This is a genomic window from Pseudomonas fluorescens (assembly GCF_000802965.1).
Taxonomy (GTDB): Bacteria; Pseudomonadota; Gammaproteobacteria; order Pseudomonadales; family Pseudomonadaceae; genus Aquipseudomonas; species Aquipseudomonas fluorescens_A.
In genome coordinates, this window is sequence record NZ_JSAK01000044.1 from 1 (window position 1) to 11,654 (window position 11,654).

Here is an 11,654-nt window from a genome sequence, read left to right on the forward strand (position 1 = left end):
TGTGTTGGCCGGACGCTTACATTGGAGCGCCGTATACCTCGATATTGATTAGATCGTTTGAGCGCGTTAAGCGCAGTTCATGGAGAGTGACGGAACGACCGGAAGAAACCTCCTTTGGGTATTAGAACCTTAGCTACTGCAGCCTCAGGCAAACCACCCGGCGGGCCTTCCAATTCGCGCTAGATCGACGGCCATGACATTCAGGGAGGCGAGGGTTTCACGGCATGACAGAACAAGAGTCGCCGTTTTCAAATGTAGTCGATATGACTCTATAGTAGTCATATAGACAATGGCCTGTTGTTGTATATATGACAACATAGATTCATATCTAGTTGATATATAAGAAATAAAAATTTGGCACGCATCTTGGATTAGTTAAAGAAATAACCCCGAAGCAGGAAATCGCCATGTCTCGCTCCCCCCTCATCTTTACGCTCTGCCTATTGCTTCCACCTGTGTGCATGGCCGATCAGGTCGTCCGCGAGGTGCCTGATACCACCGCTGGCAAAGGCGTCGGTGTCGTGACCGGATTGATGATCGGCGCTGTGGGTGGCCCGATTGGAGCGCTGATCGGTGCCGGTGCCGGATTCTTCGCCGGTAGCTCGGTCCAGGAATCAGCCGGCCTCACGGAAACCGCTTACGAAGTGAAAGACGCCCAGGGTGAAATCAGCACCGTGCGCTCGCCCAATGCCCGCTTCGAACCAGGCCAGCCAGTGATTCGCAAAGGTTCTCGACTGGTGCCTCAGGACAGCTGATGCAACCGCTGATTCGATGCAAGCCACTAAATTCTTTTAGGATCTGATCGGTCTGATCCTTTCGTGGTCGATACCACCGTGCAGCCGATGTTCGATGAGCAGGGCAACATCGTCGAATACATGAGCATCCGCCGGGCGATCAACGACCTTATGAGTGACTTCGAAGCACTGGAGTTTTCCAAGGAGCAATTCGACGAACGCTACGACAGGTAAACCGCCATGCCAGAGGTCATCGAACGCATCGTGATCGGTGATGGCTCTGAGTCCGGCAATGCCCGCGGGCTGACGCAGCGTTTGCTGCACCTGCCCTACGTGCAGACGTATAAACTGGCCGCGCAGGATCAACAAACTCAACCTCGAAACACTGCCCCCCCCGTGACCTTTTGATCATCGTTTGCAACTCCTTTGGCGACGGTGATCCGCCGGGCAATGCCGACCGCTTCCTGGATCGACTGAACCAGCATGAGTGTCTCAGCGGTCAGCCCTATGCGATCTTCGGGCTCGGCGACACGGCCTATCCGACCTTCTGCGGTTTCACTAAAAGCCTGGATGCCGCACTGCTACAAAAAAAATCCAGCCCGTGGATCAACCCCGTGGACGCCGACACCGATTTCGACGGATTCTTCGACGTCTGGTGCGTTACTCTCGCGACGGTGCTCAAGGGTGATCGGCATGCAGAGCAGGCAGCACCTTGCACCTGCAAGTCACCGCCTATGCCGAAAACGCCGCGTGGCCCGCGCGGGTCATCTCACGCACCCGACTGAACGCTACGGCGCCTTAAGCCTGGCAGACGGCTGACGCCGAATTGACCCACATGTCGAAGCAAGACCGCCCCGCCCCTAAGTCGGAAAAAAAATTCACCGCAGGCAACGGTTCGCGAAGAATCAGCCGGATCAGTGACATCTCGGCAACTGGCTCAATTCGGCGTCGGCGCCAACACTCCAGGATGCCTCCTGCTTATTTGCAGAAAAAAAACCCGCGATGGGGAGAGCGGGCTAGGAAACACAAAAGGAGCTAAATCCACCGTACGCCAGCGGCTGTGAAAATATTGTGACAGCGCGCCAACTACTTCTCGGCACGAAAATTGTCGCTGTGGTAGCGAATTCCATTTTGTTAAGTTGACCTTAGGCAGGGCCTTAAGCTGAGGAAGTCTAGGTAATGTTCCTGGCCCCTCTGGCGAAACCTTTGACGCCACCGTAGCGGAGAGAGTTTTCGTGCAGATATTCAATCTGGTCTACAACGAAGTGAGCGGCGGTAGCTGTGGCCGAGCCAAGCCGAATATGTAATCGCGGTTTGGGGTAATGGGTTACTTATTCATTTCCGCTATGTATTGAGATCGAAATAACCTAATAACGTCTTAAACCGCCGTGGACTTGATGCAAGCCCGAGATCTGCAGAGATGCGTAATGTATTAATACGTGAACTAACCTTGCATTCGAAATTGCTCTCTAGCAGTCATATTGACTACGACATTGTACAAGTGACTACACAATCGACTTGGTCATTTTGACTAGTATCTGGTTAATACTTTGATTTACAAAGATTATTTATCTGGCACGGAAACTGATACATGAATGCAACTGTTGTATGCCCCCCTAGTCGTTCAGGAGTTTCTTATGCTTAGCGCTCAAGACCGTGCCATCGTCAAATCCACCGTACCGCTGCTGGATAGCGGCGGTGAAGTTCTGATTACTCACTTCTACCGCACGATGCTGTCCGAGTACCCGGAAGTGCGCCCGCTGTTCAACCAGGCGCACCAGGCTTCCGGCGACCAGCCGCGCGCCTTGGCCAATGGCGTACTGATGTATGCGCGTCACATCGACCAGCTTGACCAGTTAGGCGACCTAGTGGCCAAGATCATTAATAAGCACGTGGCCCTGCAAATTCTGCCAGAACATTACCCGATCGTCGGGACCTGCTTGCTGCGCGCCATCGCTGAGGTGCTGGGCGAAGAAATCGCAACACCGGAAGTTATCGCGGCGTGGGGAGCGGCTTACGGTCAACTGGCAGCCATCCTGATCGGTGCCGAAACCAGCATCTACGACCAGAAAGAACAGGCCCTTGGCGGCTGGCGCGGGGCGCGAGAATTCATCGTCGCGGCCAAGGTGCAGGAAAGCTCTGAAATTACCTCGTTCTACTTCGAACCCGCGGACAAAGGCCCAATTCTGGCGGCAGAGCCAGGCCAGTATATCGGCATGAAACTGATCCTCGATGGAGAAGAGATTCGCCGTAACTACTCGCTGTCGGGCCTCGCGAACAAAGACCAGTACCGTATCAGCGTCAAGCGTGAAGCCGGCGGTCGCGCCTCCAACCACCTGCACGATTATTTGCACGTTGGTTCGAGCATTCAGTTGTTCCCTCCATCGGGCGAATTCACCCTAACCCATAGCGACAAACCACTAGTACTGATCAGCGGCGGCGTCGGCATCACTCCGACCCTGGCGATGCTCGAAGCGGCTCTGGAAACCGAGCGTACGGTGCACTTCATTCATTGTGCGCGTAACGGTAAGGTGCACGCGTTCCGCGACTGGATTGATGGACTGGCCGAGCGTCATCCACAACTCAACCACTTCTACTGCTATGCCGAAGATGATGGTGTGAGCCCGGCTGCTCACAAGGTCGGCCATTTAAACCTGGAGCTACTGGACGAGTGGCTTCCTGCCGAGCGTGATGTGGACGTTTACTTCCTGGGGCCGAAAGGTTTCATGGCAGCGATCAAGCGTCACCTCAAGGCGCTGGGTGTGCCTGAGAAGCAAAGCCGCTACGAGTTCTTCGGCCCGGCCTCCGCGCTGGAGTAGCGTTTCAACCTGAAAGACTGGGCATGCCTCGAGCGATCTATCGAGAGGCGCTCGCTGGCATGCCACCTTTTGAAGAAGGCGTCACCTGACCTGTAAGGTCAATTCCCTGGAGGAACGCCTCCGGAAGCAGTTGGGTTTACCTGTAGTTGAAGGCTTCGGCCTTCCCGGTGTGAGCATCCACGATTCGGTAATGCTGGGCCTTGAAGCTGCCCTGGGCCCGGGTTTCGGCCTGTTTCAACGACGTAAACCGGCCGATCGGAAGTGGTGCAGCACCGTTGACGTACAGATCAAAGCGGCCAGCGCGATTGACACCTCCCTCCGAAGTGGTGCCCGCTCCAGCCGTCGACCACCACTTCCCCATCCATTTCAACACCATCATCGCTCCCACTAGGCGCCAGCGCTCGCACCAGTTAATCGCCAATTTTTCAGAACACTGAAGTTAACATGGTGTTGCTCTTTCAGCACCGAGCGAGCATCCGTCGTTCGCGACGCATTCCAAACCTGAACCAGGTCGTTGTGCTGCATTTGGGTAATGTTCACTACCAGTAATGGACGCTCGGCAAGCGCGCTACTCATAGTTCCGTCAATCGAGGTGCAAAGAGATGCGGCCCCAGAATACCTTGTGTGGCCATTCGAAATTGCCAACTGCGCTTTGCCGACCCCGTTGCGAAATTGCGCTCCACTTGACCACCCGCTTGCATTCGACCTGACCAGTCATTTGCATTGGTTCTGACCAGTGATTGCATCGGATTTCACCAATACGATTCGTGGGCATGACCGGCAGAGAACGGCCCAGAGTGTGTAAAAACACCTTCCCGAACACTTGCTATGATTTCTGAGGATTTCATCGCAGGGATCGTCCATGAAGCGCTTTATCCAAGGTGAACATCGAGGCCAAGGCACCTTACTTCCCGAGAGCCTCGACGACTACGTCAGCGATACCAATCCGGTGCGCGTAGTCGACGTCTTCGTCGACGAACTCGACCTGGTCAAGCTGGGTGTTGAAGGTGCCATTCCAGCCGATACTGGCCGGCCTGCTTACCACCCCGCGATCTTGCTGAAGATCTACATCTACGGTTATCTCAACCGCATCCACTCGGAGCCGACGTTTGGAGCGAGAAGCTCAGCGCAACGTCGAACTGATGTGGCTGACCGGGCGTTTGATGCCAGATTTCAAGACCATCGCCAACTTCCGAAAAGACAACAGCAAGGCCATCCGAGGCGTCTGTCGCCAGTTCGTTGTGTTGTGTCAGCAGTTGGGACTATTCGGCGAAAATCTGGTCGCCATCGATGGCAGTAAATTCAAAGCCGTCAACAACCGCGACCGCAATTTCACCAGCGCCAAACTGAAGCGGCGAATGGAAGAAATTGAATCGAGCATCAACCGTTACCTGACTGCACTCGATGCTGCCGATCGGCAAGAACCAATAGTTTCCGAGCCTAGCGTCGTGCGGCTGGAAGAGAAAATCGCCAAGCTCAAAACTCAAATGAAAGAGCTTCAAACGATCGAAATCCAGCTCAATGAATCGCCGGATAAACAGGTCTCACTGACCGATCCAGACGCCCGTTCCATGATGACGCGCGGCACGGGAATCGTCGGCTACAACGTGCAGACAGCGGTCGATATTCAGCACCATTTGATCGTTGCTCACGAGGTGACTAACGTCGGTTCCGACCGCGATCAACTCAGCTCGATGGCCAAGCAGGCCCGCGAGGCGATGGCGTCAGATACGTTGTCGGTGGTGGCGGACCGAGGTTACTTCAAAAGTGAACAAATCCTGGCTTGTCACGATGCCGGCATCACCGCCTATGTGCCCAAGCCGATGACCTCTGGAGCCAAGGCTGACGGGCGATTCAATAACGATGCCTTCGTCTATGACGCGGCAAAAAACGAATACATTTGCCCGGCTGGCGAGGCGCTGATCTGGCACTATTCCTACGTTGAAAAAGGCCTGACGTTGCATCGTTACTGGAGTTCGAAATGCCGGGGCTGCGCGTTGAAATTGCAGTGCACACCGAGCACGGAACGACGAATTCGACGCTGGGAGCATGAAGCCGTACTGGAGGAGATGCAGCTTCGGCTGAGCAAAGCACCAGAGATGATGCGAGTCCGAAAACGGACGGTTGAGCATCCCTTCGGGACGCTCAAACAATGGATGGGTGCAACGCACTTCCTGACGCGAAAGCAGGCCGGGGTGAGCACGGAGATGAGTTTAAATGTGCTCGCCTACAACATGAAACGGGTCATGAAAATCATAGGTACCCATCACTTGATGAAGGCGCTAACGGCCTAAAAACCGGCCTGTTTTTACGTCTCCCGATGATCTGGCGCGTTGCCGGGGCGGTTTAGCTCATCAGGAAGGGACATCGTGCCTTGATCAGGCTACGAAGCCGGACAGCCACTCAGCCTTGAAAATCGAAACGGGATCTAGCGTTTTTACACACTCTGGGCCAAAAGCTGCCTGTCATGACGGAAAACTATGCGATAAAGCGCGATTCCAAGGCCGAAATCAAACACAACATAAAACGCGGGCAATGAACATATGCGTTTATTTGCGCGCTGTAACTTTTCCCACTAATGCACCAACTGCAAAAATGCTCGCAATTATTGGATAGCAATTTGTATCGATTCTCTCCCACCCTTGAACGTGCGCGCTTGACGATTTCTTCGTTGGAAAATCTCCCACGCTCTCGCATTAGCCATACCGGCTTATTACTCGCAAAATCTGTAAGATCAGTTATCTCAACTGGCCCCGCCTTCAGTGACGAACTGAAACCGGAATAATGGGCTACTTCACCGCGACCCAGGTATATTCCGTGATGCATATAAAAACGGCGCGGGCTGACTAAGTGCGCACCAATTGGCAAATGCTCTACTTCCTGCCCAAGCCGAACAAAATCGGACAAGAACGTTGATGCAGCAATGGACTGTCGAGTGTTACTGGCAGGGACGCCCTGTGTCAGTAACGCCAGAACAAGACGCGCTGTCACCCACAGCGTGGTGATACTGGCCGGAGCCTTGACGGTTAGTCCTCTCATGATGACGCCCTCCGTATTCCCTGGCAGTTAACTTACTGCCAGGCCGGCGGCGCTTCATTTGTACCCATGTTTACATCCAACACCCATAAGCGCTGGCACCCTACACCTAAGTATTAATGCCGATACCCAGGTACAACCATGACCCACTAAGGGCGTCTTTTACGGACACCTTTAGTTCCGACTGAAGCAATCAGCACTTTTACCAACAGGAACTATCAAGCCAATCGGTTGGTGATCGTCTTACTTCGAATCGACGATGCGCTCAGGGACACTCGACCCTGTATCAACCCATTATCGTCAACGAGGAACGACGCTATGAAAACAGTCACTATCGAGGAAGTAATCCACGTCACCCTTGGAGTCGGAGCAATTCTATTGCTGGCCGTCACCGCGCTAACCGGATGCGCACAAAGCCCCGATGCGCGGCATAGTTGGCAACAGGTAAATGGACCACAAGAACTGGATCGTTTTGCGTATCTGGACTGTGTCGACAAACGTGTCGATATGGGCACCACCTACACCCAGTTCACTGAAACCGAGGGGCAGTTGCTGATCGGCAGCCGCGATCCCAAACAGGCGCGTGGCGTGGTAGGCGTACGGGAGATCGGGGGAACCCTGCAGTTCAGTGTTTACCAAGCCGACGCCTGGCAAACCAAAGGCAGTTTGGTCAACGCGGCTTATCTGTGTTCCCACGTTTGACTGGCATCGCCAGAAGAGCCCACTGGTTATCGGGCTCTTCTGGTTTCAGCAGCAATCAGATTTGCCCCAGCCCGCCATCCACACACAGATCAATGCCGGTAACGAAGCTGCCCTCGCTGCTGGCCAGGAACAGCGCGGCGGCCGCCAACTCCTCCGGCCGGCCCATGCGGCCAAGCGGAATCAGCTCACCCAGGCCTGCTTCGAACGCGTCCAGGTGCTCCTCGGCGATACCCATTTTTCCAATGATCGGGGTTTTCACCGGACCGGGGCTCAGGCAGTTGACGCGAATGCCGCGGTGCTTGAGGTCATGCGCCCAGCTGCGCGCGAACGAGCGTACGGCGGCCTTGGCGGCGGCGTACACACAGTGGCCTTCCAGTGCCTTGAAATGGGCGATGGAGGAGACCAGCACGATGGCGCCACCATCACTCAACAGCGGCAGGGCCTTTTGCGTGGTCTGAAACACGCCGCGCACGTTGATATCGAACTGACTATCGTATTGCTCGTCCGTCACCGCTTCGAATGGGGCGGGATGGATCACGCCGGCATTGGCTACCAGCACATCAATGCGCCCGTGCAGGTGCCCGACGTAGGCATACAGACGGTCAACGTCATCACGCCGACTGACGTCGCCCTGGAATGCGCTGGCCTGCGCCCCGAGAACTGCCAGCGCACCATTCAGTGCCTCCTGGCGACGTCCGGTGATCACTACCCTGGCGCCCTCTTGCACAAAGCGCTGGGCGATCGCCAGGCCTATGCCGCTGCTACCACCGGTGATCACCGCTACCTTGTCATTCAACTTACCCATCACAAACTTCACTCAAGACCCTAAGAGGTGCGTTGAACCAGCGCGTCGTGCGCTCGCTCATCGGCGTTCGTGGAGGGCTGCGAATGGGTGTAACGCTGGTCGAACAGGCGCTGCCGACGGTCCGTCAACTGCGTGAGCAGGCTGTCCAGCGCGTGCAGCTTTTCCGTGTGCTGTTGCAAGCACTGACGAAAGTGCTCACTGCCGGGTTCGCTGTCTTGCAGATAGCTCAGCAGCCCCTGTATTTGCCGGGTACTGAAGCTTCTGAAAGATCTAAAGAGCTTAGTCATCCAAACTGCGGTTCGTACTCTTGATGGCCCGTGGCGGTTGGCCGAAGGCTCTGGAAGGCACGGCGCAAATGCTCGCGGTCGCAGAGCCCAGTATCCTAGCCATTTCATCGATAGAATGGTGACCGCCCGCCATCATCAATCGCGCTGATTCTACGCGGAGAATTTCAATGACTTTGGCAGGCGATTGTTCTGTCTCCGCGCGACACGGACTTCCTAGCACGACTGGATGGCGACTTAGCCCAACCAGCGACCCAACACAACATCTTGATGTGGACCGTCACAACCTGCAGGTGGGCGAAGAGTGCCTTGTTTGTCATAGCGAGGCTAGAGACTGAAATTTGACCAATGCACTTTTCACCTGCGCAATGTCCACACTCGTCATACCGATCCCGACAAGATTGCTAATCACCCGTTCAACCGGCGGTGCATTGTCGATAATGATCTTGACGGCTTCCTCGGGCGTATCCACCTTGCGAATGTAACGGGCAAAATCGTCCTTCGTCACCTTTCCTCCGCCGACGAAGAGCTGGAATAACAGATCGCAGACCGATAGGTGTACTTTCCCATCTGGCTGTTCGGGCGCGGTCCAGAACACAGAGTCGAAAAAAACCATTGAGGTGACGGGGTCACCCGTTTCGCGGTAATAGATCTGAGACGCGTCCTGGAAGACCTCCTGCAAGGTTCCGGCTCGCCCCTCGGAATAGATGATCCCGCTGCTCGCCAACGCAAGCAGCACGTCCTCACGAATGCTGTTCAGGAAGTACTTGGCAATGTGCGTCGCGAGCGGGGTAAGAGGTTCATGGCCGTAATGCCAAGTGGGAACGGCCAAGCTCTGGTTCTCCGGTCTAAGGTGGGCCTTGCGTTCCTGAGCAATCCGCCATGCCGGCATCATCCAAGCGGCCAACTCCTTGGCGTATTCCTCGTTGATAAACCAGCCACGCGTTTCCTTGTTCTGTGTCAGCACGTTCCCCATGTTCTTGGGCAGAGATGGCGCCTCGTTTGCAAGTCGGTCGATCGAAACAGTCAGAGCCTTTGCTCCCTGCCCAGCGAAAAGGCTGCCGAGATGCGCAGCCTCCATACATCCGGGGCCGCCACCGCTGGCGACGACAAAGCCATACTCTGACAGCATCTGAGCGATCTTTGCCACGGCCCGGTAAGTCTTGCTTCCCCGGTCCTCGCGATGCCCCCCCATGATCGCGACAGGCCTGCGCCCGTTTTCAAGGTGGTCGTGAAGGAACCTGTTCATCCCCTGCACGATAGATGCGTCGTGAAGGGCCTGCATCATTCCGGCGAAGGGATCGGTAATGGTCGTGCGGCCCTTCTGCTGGAAGTAGAGGTAGCTGCGATAGTCGATAGTCTGGATCACGCTGAGAGGATCATCAGGGGAGAAGCCCGACAGCAATTCATCTGCGTGGTAAAGCCCGTCATGGATCGGATTGAACGGCGGATGAGGAATAAGATCAATCGGCTTTAGCATCATCAACTCCTTCTGGATATTTCGGACGCTCTAAGACTTTCACCTTGTCGTCGAGCCCAATAATGACCTTGTCTATCAGCTCCAGGAAAAGGCCATGCGCCAGGATTCCGGGCACGGCTTGCAGCTCCGTCGCAAGATCGGCCGGATCGCTGATCTCGCCGAACGAGATGTCGAAGATATGCGCTTGCTGGTCGGTCCAGAACACAGTACCGTCGGCTCGGAGGCGCAATTTTGCCGGAACGCCATAGCGAGCAAGTCGTTGCTCGACCAAACCCAGCGCAAATGGATGCACCTCGACCGGTAAAGCAAACCGCCCCAGCCTTTCAACCAACTTGCTGCTGTCCACAATGACAATCATCTGGCTCGCTGCGGTAGCGGCGATCCTCTCTCGGAAAAGGGCCCCGCCACCACCTTTTATGGCGCGAAACTCAGCATCGATTTCGTCGGCGCCATCAATGGCAAGATCCAGTTTGCCCAGCTCGCCCATCGGTCGAAGTGGAATACCAAGAGATACGGCAAGTACTCCGGTCGCAGACGATGTGGCCGCCGCGGTTAGCTTCAGGCCCTCTTCGGTTACTCGTCGGCCGATCTCCCGGACCGCGTAGGCCGCAGTGCTGCCAGAACCCAAGCCTACGACCATGCCGTCCCGAACCTCCTTTACAGCCTGCAACGCAGCGCGCTGCTTTTGAGCTTCAAGATCTGGCATTGGCTAGCATCCCTCTATAGGCGGTCGCCAGCGTGTTGCTGCCGTTAGCCTCAGCCTTCAAGATTTCGTTAGGCACACGGTCCATGATTGCACGTGCCTGCTCAAGTCGGATGAGGTACTCAGCCCTTTCGTCAGCATCCTCCGGCAAAGACTCCGCAGTCGACGTCACTAGAAAGGCATGTTCAATCATCGACGGCGTAACCTCATTATCCGGGACCTTAAGCGATCGCCACGGCACAATCTTTCCCTCTCGTTCAAGCAGTTCGCACAATGCAGCAACATCGCGAGCAATGGCCTTGCCGATTTCGGAGTTTTTGATGGCGGGATCGACGGCAAGGCGTTCTTCCAGCTGCGTATACTCACCCCGCGCTTCATGCCGGATGCCGCGATGCTCCCTTGGTATGTGATGAATCACGAAGTTCGCGGCGCGTTCAATCCAGTCGATGGGGCTTTCAGAATTGCCCTGGTGATGCGGAGACAGACGATGTGCGTCCATCGCGTTCTGCTTACCTTGCTTGGCGTCTCCCCATTTATACATTGAGGCCGATAAATGGGGATTGAAAAATCCCACATTGATCCAAGCACCGTCGTCAAGCGAGGTGACATAGTCTATGTACCATTGATCAGCGCTGGATAGCCGTTCCTTGAGGTGCCGAGCCAGTACAAGTTCGTCAATGTCATGACGGTTCGCAGTAGGACGGGGTTGTCCAAGTGCATCAAGGATTACTGCAAGGTCGCGAGCATGCGACCATGATAGGATCATTCCCCGGCGCCATTCACCGCGATCGATCGGCGGAGTGTCGGCCAACCCTCTCTCGGCGAGTAACTCGGCGGCGCGCATCACCGAGTGAATACGCGCCAAAACCTCGGCAGGAATCACTGCTTCCATCCTCCTGTCGAACTCATCGATCGATACGCTGTCGGGTGCATCGTCGATCGCGAATACGCTTGGGTGATTGGCCGCTAGCTTCGTTCCGTCTTGGGCCGGGTCAGCGTTACGCTGAAGTTGGCGAAACACGCTGCCATCGGTGCCTTCGTAGTACCCACGCAGTCCAGGGGTCATCGCAGTGTTGGCGCTGATTGAAAAC

At 55.5% G+C, this 11,654-nt stretch carries 13 protein-coding genes and 2 pseudogenes; 7 read left to right on the forward strand and 8 right to left on the reverse strand.

Annotated elements, in window-relative coordinates:
• Positions 1-407: 407 nt before the first annotated feature.
• The 5 genes from NL64_RS28435 to hmpA all read left to right on the forward strand — a co-directional run bounded on the left by NL64_RS28435 (position 408) and on the right by hmpA (position 3,553).
• Positions 408-755 carry a hypothetical protein gene (locus NL64_RS28435; RefSeq protein ID WP_034151390.1) on the forward strand — a complete coding sequence of 116 codons (348 nt, stop codon included), beginning with the start codon at positions 408-410 and terminating at the stop codon, positions 753-755.
• 63 nt (positions 756-818) lie between these two features.
• Positions 819-968 (forward strand): hypothetical protein, encoded by a 150-nt coding sequence (locus tag NL64_RS28440; RefSeq protein WP_253277132.1) that lies wholly within the window; start codon positions 819-821, stop codon positions 966-968.
• Between the two features lie 6 nt (positions 969-974).
• Positions 975-1,142, forward strand: coding sequence for a hypothetical protein (locus tag NL64_RS30840; RefSeq protein WP_253277133.1), 168 nt, complete (start codon positions 975-977; stop codon positions 1,140-1,142).
• Positions 1,139-1,519: a flavodoxin domain-containing protein gene (locus NL64_RS28445; protein ID WP_034151391.1), complete on the forward strand. Its 381-nt coding sequence runs from the start codon at positions 1,139-1,141 to the stop codon at positions 1,517-1,519. The genes NL64_RS30840 and NL64_RS28445 overlap by 4 nt, the downstream gene beginning before the upstream one ends.
• An 852-nt stretch (positions 1,520-2,371) precedes the next feature.
• The gene (gene hmpA, locus NL64_RS28450) at positions 2,372-3,553 is read left to right on the forward strand and encodes an NO-inducible flavohemoprotein (protein ID WP_034151392.1); all 1,182 of its coding nucleotides are present in this window, start codon (positions 2,372-2,374) and stop codon (positions 3,551-3,553) included.
• A 136-nt stretch (positions 3,554-3,689) separates the two neighbouring features.
• On the opposite strand, the gene NL64_RS28455 is transcribed toward hmpA, so the two are convergent.
• Positions 3,690-3,932 (reverse strand): hypothetical protein, encoded by a 243-nt coding sequence (locus NL64_RS28455; protein ID WP_155292799.1) that lies wholly within the window; start codon positions 3,930-3,932, stop codon positions 3,690-3,692.
• 483 nt (positions 3,933-4,415) lie between these two features.
• On the opposite strand from NL64_RS28455, the pseudogene NL64_RS28460 reads away from it, so the two are divergent.
• Positions 4,416-5,847, forward strand: a pseudogene (locus tag NL64_RS28460) (IS1182 family transposase).
• Between the two features lie 184 nt (positions 5,848-6,031).
• Here the strand turns inward: NL64_RS28460 and NL64_RS29945 are convergent.
• On the reverse strand, positions 6,032-6,592 hold the full coding sequence (locus NL64_RS29945) for a lecithin retinol acyltransferase family protein (protein WP_080758169.1): 561 nt from the start codon (positions 6,590-6,592) through the stop codon (positions 6,032-6,034).
• A gap of 315 nt (positions 6,593-6,907) precedes the next feature.
• Here NL64_RS29945 and NL64_RS30290 point away from each other — a divergent pair, with 315 nt between their 5' ends.
• Positions 6,908-7,291: a hypothetical protein gene (locus NL64_RS30290; RefSeq protein WP_155292800.1), complete on the forward strand. Its 384-nt coding sequence runs from the start codon at positions 6,908-6,910 to the stop codon at positions 7,289-7,291.
• Positions 7,292-7,346: 55 nt separating this feature from the next.
• On the opposite strand, the gene NL64_RS28470 is transcribed toward NL64_RS30290, so the two are convergent.
• From NL64_RS28470 to NL64_RS28490, 6 genes and pseudogenes are all read right to left on the reverse strand, one after another.
• The gene (locus NL64_RS28470) at positions 7,347-8,096 is read right to left on the reverse strand and encodes an SDR family NAD(P)-dependent oxidoreductase (protein ID WP_034151394.1); all 750 of its coding nucleotides are present in this window, start codon (positions 8,094-8,096) and stop codon (positions 7,347-7,349) included.
• Between the two features lie 20 nt (positions 8,097-8,116).
• On the reverse strand, positions 8,117-8,383 hold the full coding sequence (locus NL64_RS30845) for a hypothetical protein (protein WP_052321330.1): 267 nt from the start codon (positions 8,381-8,383) through the stop codon (positions 8,117-8,119).
• Positions 8,376-8,582: pseudogene (locus NL64_RS30850) on the reverse strand (helix-turn-helix domain-containing protein); the annotation flags it as partial. The pseudogene NL64_RS30850 and the gene NL64_RS30845, both read right to left, overlap by 8 nt.
• Positions 8,583-8,696: 114 nt before the next feature.
• Positions 8,697-9,860 (reverse strand): hypothetical protein, encoded by a 1,164-nt coding sequence (locus NL64_RS28480; RefSeq protein ID WP_052321331.1) that lies wholly within the window; start codon positions 9,858-9,860, stop codon positions 8,697-8,699.
• Positions 9,844-10,566: a ribose-5-phosphate isomerase RpiA gene (gene rpiA, locus NL64_RS28485; RefSeq protein ID WP_034151395.1), complete on the reverse strand. Its 723-nt coding sequence runs from the start codon at positions 10,564-10,566 to the stop codon at positions 9,844-9,846. Before rpiA ends, NL64_RS28480 begins: the two co-directional genes overlap by 17 nt.
• The coding region (locus NL64_RS28490) for a hypothetical protein (RefSeq protein ID WP_216594593.1) at positions 10,553-11,654 on the reverse strand (1,102 nt) is incomplete at its 5' end. The genes NL64_RS28490 and rpiA, both read right to left, overlap by 14 nt.